Annotated in this window: 18 protein-coding genes, 1 pseudogene and 1 riboswitch; of the genes and pseudogenes, 11 read left to right on the forward strand and 8 right to left on the reverse strand. The window is 60.2% G+C overall.

The annotated features are described in order from the left end of the window. Nucleotides 1-5 precede the first annotated feature (5 nt). Nucleotides 6-239, reverse strand: a complete 234-nt coding sequence (locus ACM6IQ_RS29635) for a hypothetical protein (protein ID WP_414880529.1) — start codon at nt 237-239, stop codon at nt 6-8. A gap of 206 nt (nt 240-445) precedes the next feature. On the opposite strand from ACM6IQ_RS29635, the gene ACM6IQ_RS29640 reads away from it, so the two are divergent. Then, nucleotides 446-1030, forward strand: coding sequence for a YajG family lipoprotein (locus tag ACM6IQ_RS29640; protein WP_017340726.1), 585 nt, complete (start codon nt 446-448; stop codon nt 1028-1030). Nucleotides 1031-1150: 120 nt separating this feature from the next. Here ACM6IQ_RS29640 and ACM6IQ_RS29645 read toward each other — a convergent pair whose 3' ends face one another. Then, nucleotides 1151-1357 carry a hypothetical protein gene (locus ACM6IQ_RS29645; RefSeq protein ID WP_017340725.1) on the reverse strand — a complete coding sequence of 69 codons (207 nt, stop codon included), beginning with the start codon at nt 1355-1357 and terminating at the stop codon, nt 1151-1153. 195 nt (nt 1358-1552) lie between these two features. On the opposite strand from ACM6IQ_RS29645, the gene ACM6IQ_RS29650 reads away from it, so the two are divergent. Further along, nucleotides 1553-1831 (forward strand): hypothetical protein, encoded by a 279-nt coding sequence (locus ACM6IQ_RS29650; RefSeq protein ID WP_017340724.1) that lies wholly within the window; start codon nt 1553-1555, stop codon nt 1829-1831. A gap of 92 nt (nt 1832-1923) precedes the next feature. On the opposite strand, the gene ACM6IQ_RS29655 is transcribed toward ACM6IQ_RS29650, so the two are convergent. Further along, a complete protein-coding gene (locus ACM6IQ_RS29655; protein ID WP_414880530.1) occupies nt 1924-3090 on the reverse strand; it encodes a 1-acyl-sn-glycerol-3-phosphate acyltransferase in 1167 nt (388 codons plus the stop codon). A gap of 139 nt (nt 3091-3229) precedes the next feature. Between ACM6IQ_RS29655 and ACM6IQ_RS29660 the strand changes: the two genes are divergently transcribed. The 3 genes from ACM6IQ_RS29660 to ACM6IQ_RS29670 are packed head-to-tail and all read left to right on the forward strand — an operon-like array spanning nt 3230 to nt 4343. Beyond that, on the forward strand, nt 3230-3412 hold the full coding sequence (locus ACM6IQ_RS29660) for a CPXCG motif-containing cysteine-rich protein (protein WP_008153387.1): 183 nt from the start codon (nt 3230-3232) through the stop codon (nt 3410-3412). A gap of 11 nt (nt 3413-3423) precedes the next feature. Beyond that, nucleotides 3424-3684 carry a putative signal transducing protein gene (locus tag ACM6IQ_RS29665; protein ID WP_031319115.1) on the forward strand — a complete coding sequence of 87 codons (261 nt, stop codon included), beginning with the start codon at nt 3424-3426 and terminating at the stop codon, nt 3682-3684. Between the two features lie 35 nt (nt 3685-3719). Continuing rightward, nucleotides 3720-4343 (forward strand): SOS response-associated peptidase, encoded by a 624-nt coding sequence (locus ACM6IQ_RS29670; protein ID WP_017340721.1) that lies wholly within the window; start codon nt 3720-3722, stop codon nt 4341-4343. 107 nt (nt 4344-4450) lie between these two features. Here the strand turns inward: ACM6IQ_RS29670 and ACM6IQ_RS29675 are convergent, their stop codons facing one another. Both ACM6IQ_RS29675 and ACM6IQ_RS29680 read right to left on the reverse strand, forming a co-directional pair. Beyond that, nucleotides 4451-5293 carry a methyl-accepting chemotaxis protein gene (locus ACM6IQ_RS29675; RefSeq protein WP_414880581.1) on the reverse strand — a complete coding sequence of 281 codons (843 nt, stop codon included), beginning with the start codon at nt 5291-5293 and terminating at the stop codon, nt 4451-4453. Nucleotides 5294-5305: 12 nt separating this feature from the next. After that, nucleotides 5306-6709, reverse strand: a pseudogene (locus ACM6IQ_RS29680) (HAMP domain-containing protein); the annotation flags it as partial. A gap of 156 nt (nt 6710-6865) precedes the next feature. Between ACM6IQ_RS29680 and ACM6IQ_RS29685 the strand changes: the two are divergent. Continuing rightward, nucleotides 6866-7684 (forward strand): M48 family metallopeptidase, encoded by an 819-nt coding sequence (locus ACM6IQ_RS29685; RefSeq protein WP_017340719.1) that lies wholly within the window; start codon nt 6866-6868, stop codon nt 7682-7684. Nucleotides 7685-7822: 138 nt separating this feature from the next. Here ACM6IQ_RS29685 and ACM6IQ_RS29690 read toward each other — a convergent pair whose 3' ends face one another. The 3 genes from ACM6IQ_RS29690 to ACM6IQ_RS29700 form a co-directional block, all read right to left on the reverse strand. Next, nucleotides 7823-8407 carry a TMEM165/GDT1 family protein gene (locus ACM6IQ_RS29690; RefSeq protein ID WP_017340718.1) on the reverse strand — a complete coding sequence of 195 codons (585 nt, stop codon included), beginning with the start codon at nt 8405-8407 and terminating at the stop codon, nt 7823-7825. Between the two features lie 89 nt (nt 8408-8496). After that, nucleotides 8497-8620: riboswitch (yybP-ykoY riboswitch) on the reverse strand. Between the two features lie 41 nt (nt 8621-8661). Then, nucleotides 8662-9660 carry a class I SAM-dependent methyltransferase gene (locus ACM6IQ_RS29695; RefSeq protein WP_017340717.1) on the reverse strand — a complete coding sequence of 333 codons (999 nt, stop codon included), beginning with the start codon at nt 9658-9660 and terminating at the stop codon, nt 8662-8664. A gap of 34 nt (nt 9661-9694) precedes the next feature. Beyond that, nucleotides 9695-10660, reverse strand: coding sequence for a 2-hydroxyacid dehydrogenase (locus ACM6IQ_RS29700; RefSeq protein ID WP_414880531.1), 966 nt, complete (start codon nt 10658-10660; stop codon nt 9695-9697). Between the two features lie 301 nt (nt 10661-10961). Between ACM6IQ_RS29700 and ACM6IQ_RS29705 the strand changes: the two genes are divergently transcribed. From ACM6IQ_RS29705 to ACM6IQ_RS29725, 5 genes are all read left to right on the forward strand, one after another. After that, the gene (locus ACM6IQ_RS29705; protein WP_017340715.1) at nt 10962-11591 is read left to right on the forward strand and encodes a LysE family translocator; all 630 of its coding nucleotides are present in this window, start codon (nt 10962-10964) and stop codon (nt 11589-11591) included. A 187-nt stretch (nt 11592-11778) separates the two neighbouring features. Beyond that, on the forward strand, nt 11779-13461 hold the full coding sequence (locus tag ACM6IQ_RS29710; RefSeq protein ID WP_017340714.1) for a fatty acid--CoA ligase: 1683 nt from the start codon (nt 11779-11781) through the stop codon (nt 13459-13461). Nucleotides 13462-13798: 337 nt separating this feature from the next. Then, on the forward strand, nt 13799-15766 hold the full coding sequence (locus ACM6IQ_RS29715) for a DUF1302 domain-containing protein (RefSeq protein ID WP_414880532.1): 1968 nt from the start codon (nt 13799-13801) through the stop codon (nt 15764-15766). 28 nt (nt 15767-15794) lie between these two features. Continuing rightward, the gene (locus ACM6IQ_RS29720) at nt 15795-17159 is read left to right on the forward strand and encodes a DUF1329 domain-containing protein (protein ID WP_017340712.1); all 1365 of its coding nucleotides are present in this window, start codon (nt 15795-15797) and stop codon (nt 17157-17159) included. Between the two features lie 175 nt (nt 17160-17334). Continuing rightward, nucleotides 17335-20073, forward strand: a complete 2739-nt coding sequence (locus ACM6IQ_RS29725) for a LuxR C-terminal-related transcriptional regulator (protein ID WP_017340711.1) — start codon at nt 17335-17337, stop codon at nt 20071-20073. The last annotated feature ends 14 nt before the right edge of the window (nt 20074-20087 follow it).

Raw genomic sequence — 20087 nt, forward strand, 5'->3', positions numbered from 1 at the left:
TCTGGTCAGGTGGTCAACAGCTGCTGCGCCCGCGCGCGTGGTTTGTGCTGGCTGACACGGGCACTGGCAGGCAGGGGATGGTGCAGCCAGTTGAGGCGGATTTCTTCGATTTCGACCCAGCCATCGCCCATCGGCTGCAGGCTGCACTGCTTGAACGCCTGGCAATGACCATAGCGGTCGAGCAGGGCAAAGCAGCGATGCAATGGGCGCGGAGCGAACAGCGAGATCAGGTGGCGCATGGCAAAGTACCTTCAAGGGGTGACTGTCGTGAAGGTTGTCAAAGCGCCGTGACATGCAAGTGTATGGGCGGTGACATCTGTGTGACAGGAACCGGCTTCCCAAGGGTTTGTCAGACATTTCAGTATTCACTGCGAGGCGCTGGTTACCCGCAGTGGCCCACCGCTATACTGCCGGCCTGTTTGTGCCTGATTCTGGAGAGAAGAGCATGTTGCAACGCCTGTTGTTCGGTTTGATCACTGTGACCAGTTTGACCCTGGTTGGCTGCGCCCACAGCCCGCAACAACTGAACCCGGAGCCGAAGCTGACAACTCAGCTGGCGCCGGTCGGCCATGGTCAGCCAGTGGTGGTGCGTGTGGTGGACGGTCGTCCGTCGCCAACCCTGGGCACCCGTGGCGGTCTGTATCCGGAAACGAGTGCAATCACGGTGCAGGGCGCGCAGATCCTGCCGAAGTTGCAGGCCCAGGCTGAAGCGGCCGTGCGTTTGCTGGGCTTTACCCCGACATCCAATGCGATGAATGCCCCGCAATTGACCGTGACCCTCGCCGAGCTGAAGTATCAGTCGCCGAAGGAAGGCATGTACGTGACCGAGGCGACCATTGGCGCGACCTTCCGCTCCGACGTACAGAACGCCAACCGCCGCTACAGCGGTCGTTACGGTGCGTCGCTGGATCAGCGTTTCGGCATGGCGCCGAATCAGGAAACCAACACCAAGCTGGTCAGCGATGTATTGAGCGACGCATTGACGCGTCTGTTCAAGGACCCGACGATTGGTCAGATTCTCAGCGAGTAATGCGAGCCCCGCAGGAGTTGCCGAAGGCTGCGATCTTTTGATCCTGATCTTCGGCTACTCCCTCAAAAAATCAAAAGATCACAGCCTTCGGCAGCTCCTGCGGGGCAGGATTCTGCGGAGTCAGGCGGCTTGCGAATAAAAATCCAGCACACTCACGCCCGTCAGCAAGTCCGCCTCCGGTAAATCCGCATGTTGATGCCCACCCAGTGCGCAATACACCAGCCAATGGCAATCCTGAACGTTGAAGGCGAGGCTGCCGACGAGGGCTTGTTGTTCGTCGCTTTGAGCGATGAGGTAGAGGCGATCCTGGTTTTCGGCGTGGAGCATGACGGTTTCCGTGTCGGTTTCGATGGGCCGAGAGACTGGCGCATTCAGATGACGAAGCCGTGACGCAGAGCAGGAATCTGCCAAATGGTGAGTTATTTGTCGTAAAGCGGCGGGCAGGAGGGACGGCTTTCGGTAGAATTTGCGCCGCGGTCGTCGGTCCGGCGTTCGCCACACCTGTTTTGACTGAGGTTTGTGATGTCGCTGCATTTGATGACGCTGTTTACCGCCCATCCCGCCAAATTGATCAACCTGCTCGCCTTGCTGTTTGCCTTTCCGGGCAGCTGGTTGCTGCACGCTACGCGTCGCCGCGAACAGCGCGCGCAGGCCAGTCTGGCAGCGCAGCGTCAGAGCCGTCCCAGTGAAGAGCCCGTGCTGGATTGGGCGACCTTGCGCATGAACCGGTTTTTCTATCGTTTCGGTTTTGCCTGCCTGGGCTTGGCGTTGCTGGTGTCGTGGATCAGCACGCGGGTTTGATCCCTTAAAGCAAAAGATCGCAGCCTTCTGCAGCTCCTACATTGATGTTGGAGCTGCCGAAGGCTGCGATCTTTTGATCTTGCTGTAAAAACCTACAGCGCCAACCCGGCTTTCACCCGGTACTGATTACGCACCGGTGTGGCGTATTGCAGCACCAGGAAAGGACGATGTTCTTCCGGGCAGGCCTCAAGGCGCCGCTGCCATTCTTCCTGGGCCTTCGCCAGCTCGTCGGCTGCAAACACGTCAGCCGCTTTCGGCACCTGCAACTGCGGATCGGCGTCTTTCCACTGCGCGTACGCCAGGTAGTGCACCGGGAACAAGCGATAACCGCCGAGGATCTGCTTGTCCATTTCGATCGCCAATTGTTTGGTGTCTTCGAACAACTCGGTGATCGGCGCGGCGAAGTTCACGTGGACCCGGCCCTTGTAGCCGGTGATGCCTTTGGCGATGCTGACGTCGTCTTCGCCCGGCACCTTGGTGTAGCTGCCGGTGGTGGCGCGGATGTAGAGCTCGCGGGCCTTGGCCTGGTCGCACGGGTCGTATTCGTAGCTGATCGACACCGGAGTGACGTTCAGCGAGCGGATGACCTCGCCGAACGGTTCATCCTTGCGACTCATGTGGAACATCTTGAGGATCGCTGACTCGGTGCGGTCGTCGCCGTCCTTGGCCCGGCCTTCGGCCTGAGCGATCCAGATCGACGCGCAATCGTTGCGGATCGAGTGGTTGATGTAGGCTGACAATAGCTGATAGGCCGCCATTTTCTCTCGGCGACCGGTGATCGAACGGTGCACGATGAAACTCTTGTTCAGGCGCATCAGGTCGCTGACGAAGGGTTTCTGCAGCAGGTTGTCGCCAATGGCGATGCGCGGTGTCGGCAGGCCGGCGTGGTACACGGCATAGTTGACGAAGGCCGGGTCCATGACGATGTCGCGGTGGTTGGCGATGAACAGGTAGGCGCTACCGGACTTGAACTGCTCGACGCCGGTGTACGTTACCCCGTCCGTGGCGCGTTCGATGGTGTGGTCGACGTAATACTCGACTTTGTCCTGCAGTGTGGCCACCGAATTGATGCCGGCGAACTCACGGCGCAACCGATGAGCTATAAGAGGTTTGAGCATCCAGCCGAAAGCACCGGCGAAACGCGGGAAGCGGAAGTGGGTGAGGATATCTAGAAACGCCTTGTCGCCGAGCAATCGTGCCAGCACCGCTGGGACTTCGCTGTCGTCGTAAGGTCGGATGGCATCGAATTCGCCCATCATGCTCTCTTGTTAGAAACGGCTAGGGTAAGTAAAGGTTTTGATCGAAAACCAACGGGGCACGGTCTGAAAAGGTAGCCAGACAAAAATAGCCCTGCAAATAGACCGGCGATTATACGCACAAGTCACCCTGGAGACCGCGATGCTGGAAACCGAGCGCTACGAATGTCCGTATTGTGGTGAAGAGGCCGAGGCGGTGCTGGATTTGTCCGGTGGCGATCAGACCTATATCGAAGACTGTCCGGTGTGTTGCCGCCCCATCACGTTTGTCCTGCAGACTGATGGTCAGGAATGGTTACTTGAAGTTCACAGCGAAAACGAATGAAGGGGCGCTCCATGCAGCGAATCTATGAACCGGAAAACCTGATGGAAGGTGAGCTGCTGCAAGGCATGCTGGCCAGTGAGGGCATCGAGGCGCATCTGGTCGGGCGTGATTTGCTCGGTGGCAGCGGGGAGTTGCCCATTTTCGGTCTGTTGGGGTTGTCGGTCGATAATGACCAGGCCGAATACGCCCGCGAGTTGATCGCCGCGTACAATGCCGCGCTGCCGCTACCCGGCGATGAGCCGGAAAGCTTTCCCGGCACGCTGGTCTGTTAGGCTGACGTTCGTTTTATCAAGAGTCGTGTTGCCCCATGTGTGGACGTTATGCCCTGTTTCGCTGGAACCCCGCCTTCGCGGCCCTGCCTGGCTTCCCTGCCGATCAGCAGGCCCAGTGGAATATTTCCCCAAACGATTCGGTGTTGATGCTGCGTGCCGGCGCCGACGGCCAACGCGAGTTGGCCCGTGCGCGCTGGGGTTTGACGCCGCCGTGGCTGACCGATCTGTCCCGCACGCCGGCCCATGCCCGGGCCGAAACCGTGGCCGAGCAACCGATGTTCCGTCAGGCCCTGCGCGAGCGCCGGTGCCTGCTGCCGGCCAACGGTTTTTACGAATGGCGCGGCACGACGCGCAAGCGGCCGTACTGGTTGACTCCGGGGGAGGGCTCGACGCTGTTTTTTGCGGCGATCTGGGAAGCGTATCCGGTGCAGGAGCAAGTGTGGTTGAGCACGGCAGTGATCACGCAACCGGCGGCGAGTCAGCGTCGGCCGTTGATTCTGGATGCAGCGGGGCAGGAGGCGTGGCTTGATCCCGAGACGCCTTTGCATGTGTTGCAGGGGTTGTTGGCCAGTGAACCCGCTGCGTTGCGCGAGCGGGTGTTGGCGAATCTGGTGAATGATCCGAAGTTGAACGGGCCGGAGTGTTTGACCCCAGGTTAAGTGGTGTCATCAAAAAGATCGCAGCCTGCGGCAGCTCCTACATTAGGTAGGCGTATACCCTGTAGGAGCTGCCGAAGGCCGCGATCTTTTGATCTTGCTCTTAAACCTCAAACCTTGAACTGGTTGATCAACCGCCGCTGCTGTTCCGCCAGCTTGGTCAGGTCCGCACTCGCCGCGCTCGATTCATCCGCCCCACCGGCCACTTCATTGGCCACTTGCCCAATGTTGATCACGTTACGGTTGATGTCATCCGCCACCGCGCTCTGTTCTTCGGCCGCACTGGCAATCTGCGTGTTCATGTCGTTGATCACCGACACCGCCTGAGTGATCGCATCCAGCGCTTCGGCGGCTTTCGCGGCGTGCTGAACACTTTCATCGGTACGGTTCTGGCTGTCCTCCATGACCCGCACTACATCGCGCGTGCCTTGTTGCAGTTGCTGGATCATGGTCTGGATTTCTTCGGTGGCCTTCTGGGTTTTCTGCGCCAGGTTGCGCACTTCATCGGCCACCACTGCAAAACCGCGGCCCTGTTCACCGGCGCGTGCCGCTTCGATGGCCGCGTTCAAGGCCAGCAGGTTGGTCTGCTCGGCGATCCCGCGAATGGCCGTGAGGATCGCGTTGATGTTCTCGCTGTCCTTGGCCAGGGTTTGCACCACGCTGACAGCCTTGCCGATTTCCACTGCCAGCACACCGATCGAATTCGATGTGTCCCGCACGATCTGTTTGCCCTGCGCCGCCGCCTGATCCGCATGACTGGCCGCTTGCGCCGCCTGGGTCGCGTTGCGCGCCACGTCCTGGGCGGTGGCGGTCATTTCATGCACAGCCGTGGCGACCTGATCGATCTCGACCATTTGTTTCTGCACGCCGATGTTGGTGCGAATGGCGATGTCGGCGGTGTGTTCCGACGAATCGCTGACGCTCTGCACCGACGTCACGACCTGAGTGATCATCGCCTGCAACTTGGCGAGGAAAGTGTTGAAGCCTTTGGCGATCGAGCCCAGTTCGTCGGCACGATCACTGGTCAGGCGACGGGTGAGGTCACCTTCGCCTTTGGCAATGTCGTCGAGCATGGCGACCATCTGTTTAAGTGGCCGGGCAATGCCGTGGCCCACCAGCCAGATCACCAGCAGACCGATGCCGGCAATCAGCAGGCCAACCATGGCCATGCCGAAGGTGTCGGATTTGCGCTGTGTGTCGAGGTCGGCCTGGAGTTTTTGCAGGTCGGCCATCACCGCGTTCAGCGGCAGTTGCAGCATCAGGGTCCAGCGGGCGTCGGTCTGGCCGATGCCGAACGGCAGGTACAACTCGATCCGGCCCTGGGCCTTGTCGACGGTGTAGGTCACTTCGCCGCGCTTGAGATTGGCCATGTTGGCGATCTGTTGGCTATCGAGGATGTCGCTGACCTTCTCGCCGAATTTGCTCGGGTCCTTGGTGTAGGCCACGATCCGGCCGTTGCCGCCGATCAGGGCCATGACGCCCGAGCCGTTGTACAGCTTCTGGTTCGCGCCCAGCAGCATTTCCTGGATGAAGTTCACCGACAGGTCGGCGCCGACGATGCCCTGGAAGGCGCCGTCGAGCATGATCGGTTCAATAAAGGAGGCGAGCATGACGATCTTGTCGCCGACCTTGTAGGGCGCCGGATCGATCACGCAGGATTTTTTGGTTTCTTTCGAGCACAGGTAGTACTCGCTGGCGCGCACCCCGGTGGACAGGGTTTTCTGGTCGTCGACGTCCACCAGTTTGTCCAGGCCCAGAGTGCCGTCTTCGTTGCGGAACCACCATGGCAGGAAGCGGCCGTTGCTGGGGTCGATCCCTACCACCTTGGTGCCGACGTAAGCCGCATCGTTGTGATCGAGTGCGTCTTTTTCCCAGCCAATGTAAGTCCCGAGGATTTTCGGGTTTTTGGCGACGTTTTCCTTGATCAGGCTGATCAATTGCTCACGGCTCAGGCTCAGTTGCGGCTGGCCGTCGGCGCCCGGCGTGCCGATCAGGGCGTTGACCCGCACCAACCCGCCGGCAATCAACAGGGGAGCCTCGAGTTCGCGCTGGATCTGGCTGACCTGGGTTTGCGCCAGGGACGTCAGGCGCTGTTCGATGACTTGCTCGAATTGCGCCTGGGTCCGCTCCTGGACCATGTCTTGGGTCCGGGCACCGGAAAACAGGGCGTAAAGCACCAGTGCCGCCACGACGCTTAAAACAATGGCGCCGGCCAGGGCCGCCACGGAAAACTGGATCGACTTGAATTTCATGGGTGCTCCGCACGCAAGAGGACATCTGCGGTGCTGTATCGGCACGCGGTTCGAGGGCCATGAGCGAGGCAGGGTGAAATGGCTGTTTTGGAGTGGTAGATGTCGCAAATGAATCATTGCGGGCCGTTACCCGCCGCGGCGGGGGAGGTTATGTGAATTTTTTCCTACGGCGATGAGAGCTTTATCCGAAATATGCGTCTGAATGTCTGTTGTATCTGGCGTCGATACATTTCCCCGCCTAGGATACCCGGCATGTTTTCAGGGAGTTTTTTGATGAACAAGCGATTGGTTTTGTGTGCTCTGAGTGCGGGTCTGTTGCTCGCCGGTTGTCAGTCGGTCAACACCACCAGCGGCGGCGCCGTGGGTGTGGAGCGCAAACAGTACATGTTCAGTATGTTGTCCACGGACGAAGTCAACCAGATGTACGCCCAGTCGTACCAGAAGACGGTCGGCGAAGCGACCAGCAAAGGTGTGCTGGACAAGACCAGCAACGATGCCAAGCGCATCCAGGCGATCGCCAATCGGCTGATTGCCCAGGCGCCGGTTTTCCGTCCGGATTCGGCCCAGTGGAAATGGGAAGTCAACCTGATCAAGAGCGACGAACTCAACGCCAACTGCGGGCCTGGCGGCAAGATCATTTTCTACACCGGGCTGATTGACAGCCTGAAACTGACCGACGATGAAATCGCCGCGATCATGGGCCATGAAATCGCCCACGCCCTGCGCGAGCACGGTCGTGAAGCGATGTCCAAGGCCTACGGCATCGAAATGGCCAAGCAGGGCGCCGGTGCCTTGTTCGGTCTGGGTCAGGACAGCCTGGCGCTGGCCGACACCGTGGCCAACTATGGCATGACGTTGCCCAACAGCCGCTCCAATGAAAACGAAGCTGACCTGATCGGCCTGGAATTGGCGGCTCGCGCCGGCTACAACCCGAATGCCGCGATCACCCTGTGGAACAAGATGAGCAAGGCCTCGGAAGGTTCGCCACCGGAGTTCATGAGCACTCACCCAGCGTCGTCCAGTCGGATTGCTTCGTTGCAGGCAGCGATTCCGAAGGTGATGCCGTTGTACGAGAAAGCGCCTAAATCCTGATGTAGATAGGGCTTTTGTGGCGAGGGAGCTTGCTCCCGCTGGGGCTGCAAGGCAGCCCCATTTCAGATGAGCGCGTTTTTGTCGCTCATCCGAATTTACGGCTTCTACGCAGCGAGCGGGAGCAAGCTCCCTCGCCCGTCATACCCACCCACTGCTCTGCATCGCCTTGTACACCGCGACAATCGCCAGGACGAAAAACGCCGACGCCGCCAGTCGACGGATCAACGTCAAGGGCAGTTTGTCCGCCGCAAAGTTACCCGCCAGTACCACTGGCACGTTGGCAATCAACATCCCGGCGGTGGTGCCGATGATCACCAGCCATAGCTCAGGGTATTGCGCGGCGAGCATCACGGTAGCGACTTGAGTCTTGTCGCCCATTTCGGCCAGAAAGAACGCAATCAGTGTCGTCAGGAACGGCCCGAACTTGCGGGCGGTGCTGGCTTCGTCGTCATCCATCTTGTCCGGCACCAGGGTCCACAACGCCGTCGCGGTGAAGCTTGCGGCGAGAATCCAGTGCAACATCGCATCCGAGAAGAAACCTCCGACCCAGGCGCCTACCGCACCGGCTGCCGCGTGGTTGGCCAGGGTGGCGGCGACGATGCCGGCAATGATCGGCCACGGTTTGCGAAAGCGGGCAGCGAGAATGAGTGCGAGCAGTTGCGTCTTGTCGCCGATTTCGGCCAAGGCAACGATTGCGGTGGGAACGAGAAGTGAATCCAGCATCAGGGTTTTCCTAAGGGGCGGGTCGACACGGCTATGACACGTACAGCCTTCCCGCCCCGGGTAAGGTGTTCGTGTCATAGGTCTTGTCAAACCCTGGCGAGCCGTCTGATGCGGACGCTTGGGTCGCATACGCCATGGTCTGAGGACCAAGTATGTTGACGTATGCCGGACGAGCATGGCGCTCGTGGGAGACTACTCCCCTAGGACGGAGCGGATTCTGCCTAGGCGAAACCCGTTAGGCAAGCACTTATTTTTCAGCCGCGTTTGGCCCGGTAGATTCTGAAACCCTGTCCCTCAGCCTTGATCGCACACACGCCCAGGTGCTCTTCGATCAGCGGCTGATACTTCAGGAAGCTATTCGCGACAAGGCGCAGTTCGCCACCGTTTTTCAGATGTTTGGCCGCTTTTCGCAGCAAGTTCTCGGTAGCGAAATAGTCGGTGTGCACGCCGACATGGAACGGCGGGTTGCTCAGAATCGCACTCAAACCCATCGGCGCCGCATCAATGCCATCACCGGTAATGACATCTGCTTCAAGACCGTTGGCAGCCAGCGTCAGGCGACTGCTGGCGGCCGCAAAAGCGTCCACGTCGAGCAACGTGACCTGATTGTGCGGATAACGACGTTTGACCGCTGCCCCCAACACGCCCGCGCCGCAGCCGAAATCCAGCAAATGACCGCTCGGCAATTTGTCCAGATGCTCCAGCAACAATGCGCTGCCGCGATCCAGGCGACCGTGGCTGAACACGCCCGGCAGGCTGATGACTTTCAACGGGCCTTCGGCCAACGGCAATTCATAGGTCTGAGCCAGACTTTCCAGCGACTTGGCCGCTGGCGCGTTGGCCACAGTGACCTGCCAGAGCTGGCAGTGACGCGCGCTGTCGAGCTTGCGCGGTTTGCCGAACGGGTTCAGTTGTTTGGCCGCGCCTTCGATGCCGCTGCGTTTTTCACCCACCAGATACAGCTCGCGACCGGCCAGCCGCGAGGCCAGGGCGTTGAGGATGTAATCGGTAAGGTCCTTGGACTTGGGCAGAAACACCACCGCGGTATCGAACTCGCGCTCGGGCGCGGTCACGCCGAAATGGCTGCGCTCGGCGAAGCGAGCGTCCAGCGCAGCCTGGTCGCCAGCGTGCCAGCACCAGCCATGGGCGTCGGGCAGGCGACCGAGCAAATCATCGGCGGGCAAACCGGCCAGCAACACCGGGCCCTGGAATAACTCGGCCTGACGAAGCAGTACTTCACTGCGCGGATCCATACTCTGCTCCTGTGAAAAAAAGTGCCGCAGTTTATCAACTGACGACCCGCAGCGCCTTACCGCTGAAGTATCCCTGAGCGTTTTCGGTCAATTGGCCAACGATCCGCTGCCGCGCCTCGCGACTGCCCCAGGCGTTGTGCGGTGTGACGATCAAGCGTGGGATGTCGGCAGCGAGTAACGGGTTGCCGGCGGTCGGCGGCTCGACGCTCAGCACGTCGGTGGCGGCGCCGCCCAGGTGGCCGTTGCGCAAGGCATCGGCCAGCGCCTGTTCGTCGATCAAGCCGCCACGGGCGGTGTTGACCACGAAGGCGCCCGGTTTCATGGAGGCCAGTTCGCGAGCACCGATGAAGTGACGAGTGTGTTCGTTGAGTGGGCAATGCAGGGTCAGCGCATCGATCTGCGGCAACAGCTCATCCAGCGGCAAGCGGTCCGGCCGGACAGGGCGCCCCGGAATCTGCCCGAGCAGCACGCGCATGCCGAAGGCTTCGGCCAGCCGTGCGACCGCGCCACCCAGCTCGCCGTGACCGAGCAAGCCCAGGGTTTTGCCTTCCAGTTCAACGATCGGGTAATCCAGCAGGCAGAACTGTTTCGCTTGTTGCCAGCGACCTTCGCCGACCGCTTTCTGATAATCGGCGAGGCGCGTCGCGAGGTTTAGCAGCAACATGATCGTGTGCTGCGCCACCGACGGCGTGCCGTAACCCTGACAGTTGCAGACGGTAACGCCGTGGGCGCGGGCGGCGGCGAGATCGACGTTGTTGGTGCCGGTGGCGGTGATCAGGATCAGCTTCAGCTCGGGGCTGGCGGCAATGGCTGCGGCGTCGATCAGGATTTTGTTGCTGATGGCAACCGTCGCGCCCTTGAGACGTTCGATCACCTGATCCGGCGCGGTCTGCGCGAACAGCTGCAAATCGTCGAAGCAAGCACGCAATGGGCTGAGGTCGAGGTCGCCGAGGTCCAGCGAGGGATGGTCGAGGAAAACGGCGCGGCGAGGGTTCGTCATCAACTGTACCTTTTGTGCATGGAATTGAAGGCGTAATCTGCCGAGCCTACCAGATAGAAACAAATGGTTACTTCGCTGGCTGGTCTGGCACAAAGCCTGTGGCGAGGGAGCTTGCTCCCGCTCGGCAGCGAAGCAGCCGTAAGCCGGATGACGCAATGCGCCTGACAAAACGCGGTCGCCTGAGTTGAGGCAGCTACACAGCCCAGCGGGAGCAAGCTCCCTCGCCACAAAATTGAAGATGGCAAAAAGGTGAGTTCACCTTGAAAATTTTTATTGATCGGCCTGCCCTATAGGAGCCCCCATGTACTGGACCGAGTTCTTGACCGTTGCCCTCATTCACTTGCTGGCCGTAGCCAGCCCCGGCCCGGACTTTGCCGTGGTGGTGCGTGAGAGCGTGACCCACGGTCGTCGCGCCGGCACCTGGACCGCGCTGGGCGTCGGTACGGCGATTTTCCTGCACGTCGGCTATTCGTTGCTCGGCATCGGCCTGATCGTGTCCCAGTCGATTGTGCTGTTCAACGCCTTGAAATGGGCCGCCGCCGCTTACCTGCTGTATATCGGCTTCAAGGCCTTGCGTGCGCAACCGGCCAGACCGGTGGCCGACGACCTGCACCAGGAAGCGGGTGAGCGCACCGCTCGCGGCGCCTTCACCTCGGGTTTCGTGACCAATGGTCTGAACCCCAAGGCCACGTTGTTCTTTCTGTCGTTGTTCACCGTGGTGATCAATCCGCATACACCGCTGTCGGTGCAGGCGGGCTACGGGATTTACCTCGCGGCGGCGACGGCTCTGTGGTTCTGCCTGGTAGCGATGCTGTTCAGTCAGCAACGCGTGCGCGCCGGTTTCGCCCGCATGGGTCACTGGTTCGACCGGACCATGGGCGCGGTGCTGATCGCCATTGGCGTGAAACTGGCCTTTACCGAGATGCATTGATCGCACGATAACCCCTGTAGGCGCAGCCTTCGGCAGCTCCTACAGGACCGGATTGCAGTCGAGTGCTGGCGCAACGCTAGCATTTGCTGGATGTTGCAAATCATTCCTTCGGCTGATTTGGTTGTCATGGAAGGGCACTAGAGTGCTTACTTTCAGTCACGACCGTGCAGTCAGAAAAGGGATTCTTATGTTGCAGACTCGCGTTATCCCCCCAGCCGAAGGCGCTTACCAGTACCCGTTGCTGATCAAACGGCTGCTGATGTCTGGCGCGCGCTATGAGAAAACCCGCGAGATCATCTACCGCGATCAGTTGCGCTACAGCTATCCGACCCTGATCGAACGGGTCGCACGCCTGGCCAACGTACTGACGGCAGCCGGCGTCAAGGCCGGCGATACCGTGGCGGTGATGGACTGGGACAGCCATCGCTACCTGGAATGCATGTTTGCCATCCCGATGATCGGCGCGGTGATCCACACCATCAATGTGCGCCTGTCGCCGGAACAGATTCTCTACACCATGAACCACGCCGAAGACCGCTTCGTGCTGGTCAACAGCGAGTTCGTCGGGCTGTACAACGCGATTGCCGGTCACCTGACCACGGTGGAAAAAACCCTGCTGCTGACCGATCTGCCGGAAAAAACCGCCGACTTGCCGAACCTCGTCGGCGAATACGAGCAATTGCTGGCGGACGCGAGCACGCACTACGACTTCCAGGATTTCGACGAGAACTCGGTTGCGACCACGTTCTACACCACCGGCACCACCGGCAATCCCAAGGGCGTGTATTTCACCCATCGGCAACTGGTGCTGCACACCATGGGTGTGTCGACCATCATGGGCGCCATCGACAGCGTGCGGCTGTTGGGCACTAACGACGTGTACATGCCGATCACTCCGATGTTCCATGTCCACGCCTGGGGTTTGCCATATGTGGCGACGATGCTCGGGCTCAAGCAGGTTTATCCGGGGCGCTACGATCCGGAATACCTGGTGGAGCTGTGGCGCAAGGAAAAGGTCACCTTTTCGCACTGCGTCCCGACCATCCTGCAAATGGTCCTGAATGCCAAGGCTGCGCAAGGCACGGATTTCGCTGGCTGGAAAATCGTCATCGGCGGCAGCGCGTTGAATCGTGCGTTGTACGAAGCGGCCAAGGCCAAGGGCATTCAGCTGACCGCCGCTTACGGCATGTCGGAAACCGGGCCACTGGTTTCGTGCGCGCACCTCAATGACGAGTTGATGGCCGGCACCGAAGACGAGCGCACCACGTATCGAATCAAGGCCGGCGTGCCGGGACCTTTGGTGGAGGCGGCGATCGTCGACACCGATGGCAACTTCCTGCCTGCCGATGGCGAGACTCAGGGCGAACTGGTGCTGCGCGCGCCGTGGCTCACCGAAGGTTATTTCAATGAGCCGCAAAAGGGCGCCGAGCTCTGGGCTGGCGGCTGGCTGCACACCGGAGACGTGGCGACGCTGGACAGCATGGGCGTGATCGATATTCGCGACCGGATCAAGGACGTGATCAAGACCGGTGGCGAATGGATTTCCTCCCTGGACCTCGAAGACCTGATCAGTCGCCACGCAGCGGTACGCGAAGTAGCAGTGGTGGGCATTGCCGATCCGCAGTGGGGCGAGCGCCCGTTTGCCCTGCTGGTGATCCGCGAGGGCCATGCAATCGGGGCCAAAGAACTCAAGGAGCACCTCAAGCCGTTTGTGGAGCTGGGGCACCTGAGCAAGTGGGCTATCCCTAGTCAGATCGCCCTTGTTACTGAAATTCCCAAGACCAGCGTCGGCAAGCTCGACAAGAAACGCATCCGCGTCGACATCACCGAATGGCAAGCCAACAACAGCACCTTCCTCTCGACGCTTTAGCGTCTTCCGGCGTGCCCCAAAAGGGCACGCCAGCCCCACCAAGCAAGCGCTTGGCTTGTGAAATCCGAATTTTCAGCCATCCTTCCCGTGCCGACAGGTGTCGGTCTGGCGAAAGGACTGTTCCAGAGTGGCTGGCAGCTGCAAATCACACTTTAGAGGGATCAAGCAGTACTACCTGCTGGCTATAGTCCGCTCAAGGATTTTTAAGAACGGGGCACACGCACAAAACGGGGCGATGCAACTTTGGAATGATTTCGGGAGGCCTTGGCCCCCGGTCAACCACAGCGTTTTTAAAAGTACTCACTGCCATAACAATAATGCACATGGAGTAGCGTCGATGACATCAGTAAACCAGTTCTGGCGCCGGGCTAAACTGCCCCTGGCTGTCAGTCTTGCCTCTTCGCTCGCCGGGCCCGCATTCGGCGTCAGTTTCAACGTTGGTGAAATCGAAGGTCAGTTCGACTCATCCCTGTCGATTGGTGCCAGTTGGTCTACCGAAAGCGCCAACAAGAACCTCATCGGCGTCAACAACGGCGGTCGCGGCCTGTCCCAGACCTCCGATGACGGTCACTTGAACTTCAAGAGCGGGGAAACCTTCTCGAAGATCTTCAAAGGCATCCATGATCTTGAATTGAAATATGGCGACACCGGCATTTTCGTCCGGGGCAAATACTGGTATGACTTCGAACTCAAGGACGAAGACCGTCCGTTCAAGGACATCAGCGACAGCAACCGCAAGGAAGGCGCCAAGTCCTCCGGCGGGCAAATTCTCGACGCCTTCATCTACCACAACTACTCGATTGCCGATGAGCCGGGTTCCGTGCGTCTGGGCAAGCAGGTCGTGAGCTGGGGTGAGAGTACGTTCATCGGCGGCGGCATCAACTCGATCAACCCGATCGACGTTTCCGCGTTCCGCCGTCCAGGTGCCGAGATCAAGGAAGGCCTGATCCCGGTCAACATGTTCTACGTGTCCCAGAGCCTGACCGAGAACCTGTCGACCGAAGCGTTCTATCAACTGGAATGGGACCAGACCGTTACCGACAACTGCGGCACGTTCTTCTCGCAACCTGACGTGATCTCGGATGGCTGCGACCAGAACCTGGCCGTGCTGCGGACCCGTAACGGGATCAACAGCTCACTGGGTGCATTGCCGCCCGGGGCCCGTAACGCTGTCATCAATACACTGGCTGCAAGGGGCGTGAACTGGGGTAGTCCGGACGAAGGCGCCATTGTCAAGCGTGGTCCGGACCGTGATGCGCGTGACAGCGGCCAGTTCGGCGTGTCCTTCAAGTACATGTTCGAGCCGCTGGACACCGAGTTCGGTGCCTATTTCATGAACTACCACAGCCGTGCGCCGATCTTCAGTGGCAAGGGTGCTCCAGCGAGCGCTTATAACGCACAGGCATTGGGTGGCGCACTGGGCGGCGCATTGATTGGCGCGGGCATTCCGCCGGGTGCTGTGGGTGGCATCGTGGGTGGTGCGAACGGACTGACGGCGCAAACCCTGCCATTGGTGGTAGCGGCTAACTCCAGCTACTTCGTCGAGTACCCTGAAGATATTCGCCTGTATGGCCTGAGCTTCTCCACCACGTTGCCTACCGGTACCGCGTGGAGTGGTGAATTCAGCTACCGTCCGAACGCACCGGTACAGCTCAACACCACCGATATCCTCTTTTCCGGCCTGACACCACTGAACCCTAACGTTTCCGTGCTGCAAGGTCGTCCAGGTGAAGATCAACATGGCTATCGCCGCAAGGAAGTAAGCCAGCTGCAGACAACCTTCACTCACTTCTTCGACCAAGTGATGGGCGCCGAGCGACTGACCCTGGTGGGCGAGGTGGGCTGGACCCACGTCGGCGGCCTGGAAAGCACCTCGAAAGCACGTTACGGCCGTGACCCGAGCTACGGCCCTGGCCCATTGCCAGGCGGTCAGTGCCAGGCTTTGAACGCCAGCACCCTGGGAGCGGGCGGACCACAAAACAACGTCAATCGCTACTGCGAAAACGATGGTTTCACCACCACAGATTCCTGGGGTTATCGTGCTCGTGCCATTTGGGACTACAACAGCGTGTTCGCCGGTGTAAACCTCAAGCCAAACATTGCCTGGTCCCATGACGTGGACGGCTACTCGCCTGGCCCTGGTGGCAACTTCGAGGAAGGTCGCAAAGCGGTCAGCCTGGGTCTCGACGCCGAGTACCAGAACACCTACACCGCGTCCCTGGCGTACACCAACTTCTTTGACGGCAAGTACACCACTGTGGATGACCGCGACTTCGTTGCGCTCAGCTTCGGCGTGAACTTCTAAGCACTGCATTTTCAGGACGAACACACCTATGAAAACAACAAAGAGTCTGTTCCACGCTGGATTTCTGGGGCTAACGCTGCTGGCGACCAGCGTCATGGCAGCGGTCCCTGCGGCCGAAGCGGACAAGCTGGGCAAGAGTCTGACCCCGATGGGCGCCGAGATGGCCGGCAATGCCGACGGTTCGATTCCGGCCTGGAAGCCGTTGCCGAAAAACGCTGGCGCTGTCGACAGCAAGGGTTTCCTGTCCGACCCGTACGCCAGTGAAAAACCGCTGTTCACCATCACGGCGCAGAACGTCGACCAATACAAGGACAAGCTTGCTCCGGGCCAGTACGCGATGTTCAAGCGCTACCCGGAAACCTTCAAGATGCCGGTCTACCCGTCCCATCGCGGCGCGACCGTGCCGGATGACGTGTTCGCGGCCATCAAGAAAAACGCCACTGCCACGGAACTGGTGTCCGGCGGCAACGGGCTGAAAAACTTCGAGACAGCCGTACCGTTCCCGATTCCAAAGACCGGCATCGAGGTTATCTGGAACCACATCACCCGCTACCGCGGTGGCAGCGTGACCCGTCTGGTGACTCAGGCCACGCCGCAGCCGAACGGTTCGTACAGCCTGGTGTACTTCCAGGACCAGTTCGTGTTCCGCGACAAGATGAAGGATTACGATCCGGCGAACCCGGGCAACATCCTGTTCTACTTCAAGCAGGAAGTGACCGCGCCGGCGCGTCTGGCCGGTGGTGTGCTGCTGGTGCACGAAACCCTCGACCAGGTGGCGGAACCTCGTTCGGCGTGGGTCTACAACGCCGGTCAACGTCGCGTGCGTCGTGCGCCACAAGTGTCCTATGACGGGCCGGGTACTGCGGCAGACGGCTTGCGTACCTCTGACAACCTGGACATGTACAACGGTGCACCGGATCGTTACGACTGGAAACTCGAAGGCAAGAAGGAGATGTACATCGCCTCCGACAGCTACAAACTCGACGATCCGAAGCTGAAGTACAGCGACATCATCAAGGCGGGTCACATCAACCAGGACCTGGCTCGTTACGAGCTGCGTCGGGTCTGGCATGTCGTGGCAACCTTGAAGGAAGGTCAGCGTCACATCTACGCCAAGCGTGACTTCTACATCGACGAAGACACCTGGCAAGCAGCGGTCATCGATCACTACGACGGTCGTAACCAACTGTGGCGTGTGGCGGAAGCTCACTCCCAGAACTACTACAACGTTCAAGTGCCGTGGTACACCCTGGAAACCCTGTACGACCTGCAGTCCGGTCGTTACCTGGCACTCGGTATGAAGAACGAAGAGAAGTCGGCGTATAACTTCGGCTTCACCGCCACGACCAGCGACTTCACACCGGCGGCATTGCGTCAGTCCGGGGTTCGATAAGCTGAACTGAACTGAGGCCGCATCCTCGAAAAAAAGCCCCGACTGGTTCGGGGCTTTTTTTTGCGTGTAGACTTTTTGTAGCCATTTGTAGCAATAACCTTCAATACCTCTTCGTTTACCGCTAGTCTGCGGACATCTGCAACGCCGCCAACAGCATTTCAAACAAGAGCCGGCCATGACTGATCTGTCCCCACTCCCGGGCCCCGCAAGCGTTGCCGTCGCGACACTGGACGGCCGTTTCTTTCGGCCACCGCTGCCTGACGGGCACGTGCTGCGGCCTCGTTTATGCGAGCGTCTGAGTGCCGGCCTTGGTGGCAGGCTGTTGCTGGTCAGCGCACCGGCGGGGTTTGGCAAGAGTTCGCTGGCGGTAGAGTTCTGCCAAGGGCTGCCAGCTCACTGGCAAAGTCTGTGGCTGGGGTTGAGTCCGCGAGACAACGACCCCGGCCGATTTCTCGAGCGATTGCTCGAAGGCCTTCAGGATTTTTTCCCGCAATTGGGCAGGCAGTCCCTGGGCCTGTTGAAAATGCGTCAGCGGCATCAGCCGTTTGCCTTCGAAGAATGGCTGGACGGTTTGCTCGACGAGTTGGCCGTGCATTTGTTGCCGACGGCGCCACTGCTGCTGGTACTCGATGATTACCATCTGGCCCAGGGGCCGGTGCTCGATCGTTGCCTGCAATTTTTCCTCAATCATCTTCCCGACGGCTTGCTGGTGATGGTCACCAGTCGCCAGCGTCCGGACTGGCATCTGGCACGCCTGCGCCTGTCGCGGCAATTGCTCGAGTTGCATGAACAGGATCTGCGCCTGACCCACGACGAAGCCTTGACCCTGCTCGATCGACACAGCACCTCCCTGCGCGGCGAAGCGCTGGAGAGCCTGATCCAGCGCAGCGAGGGCTGGGTCGCTGGCTTGCGTTTCTGGTTGCTGGCGGCTTCCGAAGCCGGCTCCGAAGGCGCGTTGCCCCAGTCCCTGCACGGTGGGGAAGGGCTGATTCGCGATTACCTGCTCGAAGAAGTCATCGATTGCCTGCCCGCCGAGGTGCAGGCATTTCTGTATGACACAGCGCCTCAGGAGCGTTTTTGCAGCGAACTGTGCGACGCCGTTCGCGAGGCGCATGACAGTGCCGAGATCCTGGGTTTTCTGCTCGCGCATCAGGTGTTCCTGGTACCGCTGGACGAACACGGTCACTGGTATCGTTATCACCACCTGTTTTCCGACCTGCTGCGCACCCGGCCTACCCGTCAGGCAATGGTGCCGGCGGCCAGCCTGCACCTGCGCGCCTGTCGCTGGTTCAATGCCCAGGGCCTGCTCGATGAAGCGGTGGAACAGGCGTTGCGCGCCGGGCACCTGGACGTGGCGGCCAACCTGGTACAGAACCTTTCCGAAGAACAACTGCTGGCCGAACAGAACGTCGGCATGTTGCTGCGCTGGAAAATGGACTTGCCCGACAGCCTGCTGATCAGCACGCCACGCTTGATCGTGCTCTACAGCTGGGCGCTGGGGCTGGCCTGTCAGCTGGATGCCGCCGAGGAGCTGGCCAGTCACCTGAGCCGCTTCCTGCCGGCGCCGTCGGCCACTGCGCAGAAGTCCATGCTGGCGCAATGGCTGGCCTTGAGCGGGATCATTGCGCGCGGTCGCGGCAATCGCGAATTGACGCTGCTGTATTGCACCGAAGCGCTGGAGAGTCTGCCGTCCAAGCGTTACGGCCAGCGCCTGATGTGCCTTTCAACCCTGTCCAACCTGGCGATTGCCGACGGCGACTTATGGCGGGCGCGCGGCCTGAACCGTGATTCCCTGGAGCTGGCGCAACGGGTGGGCAATCCATTGTTCGAAGCGTTGGCCCATTACGATCGCGCCCGGGTGCTGCAGGCGCGAGGGGAAATCCTGCGTTCGCTGGATGAGGTGCGCCAAGGGCTGCAACGACTGCAAGGTCTGTCGCCGCAACGACTCTATGCCGTACGCGCCCGGCTGACCTTGTACGAGGGGTTTCTGCTGGCCCTGCGCCTGCAACCGCAGGCGGCGCAGGTGCGCTTGCAGGCGGGGTTGACTGAAGCTCGTGCTTGCCGGGACATCAGCGTACTGATCGGCCACTGCGTGATCGCCAGGCTCGAAGGCAGCAGCGGTGAATTCGCCAAGGCGTTTGCCGAACTCGCCGAAGCCGAACGGCTGATGCACATCTGGGACGTACCGCCGATCTACTACCTGGCGATGATCACCCTGGTCAAATGCGAACTCTGGCTGGCTCAGGGCCGTACCGATCTGGCGGAGGCCTGGCTGGCGCGACTGGGCCAGACCTACAACGGCGAAAAGCCGGCGGCGCCTCCGGAGTTCCATCCGCAACTGCCGCTGCATATCGAGTTGCAACAGGCCTTGCTGGAGGTCATTCAGGCGCAACCGATGCTGGCCGAGGGGCGATTGAACGCGTTGCTCGAGCATGGTCAGCAATCCGGTCGGCAGTTGCTCAGTGTGATGGCCCTGACACAGAAAACCGAACTGCTCCTTGCGCACAACCGTGAGCCTGAAGCCCGTCAAGCCTTCGCTCAGTCCCTGGAAGCGGCCAGCGGCGGCGCGTTGCAGCCTTTTGACGGTTTGTTGAGCAGATATCCTGACTGGGTTCGCGAGCAGCTGCAGAACTGCGCAAAAGCGGCGGTTTCGCAGAGCCTTTCAGAACGGCTCCCCCTTGTCGCTGCACGCATTGCCCCGGAACCCTCACAATCCTGCGAACAGCTCAGCTCCCGGGAACTGTCAGTTCTGAAACTCATTGCCCAAGGCTGCTCGAACCAGGAAATCAGCGACCAGCTGTTTATTTCCCTGCACACGGTTAAAACCCATGCCAGCCATATCAACAGCAAACTCGGGGTTGAGCGTCGCACGCAGGCGGTGGCTCGGGCGAAGGCGTTGGGCGTTTTGGGCTGACGTCGTTTGTCGAT

Origin of the sequence: Pseudomonas sp. IT-P100 (assembly GCF_949767185.1) — a bacterium.
GTDB classification, from domain to species: domain Bacteria; phylum Pseudomonadota; class Gammaproteobacteria; order Pseudomonadales; family Pseudomonadaceae; genus Aquipseudomonas; species Aquipseudomonas fluorescens_B.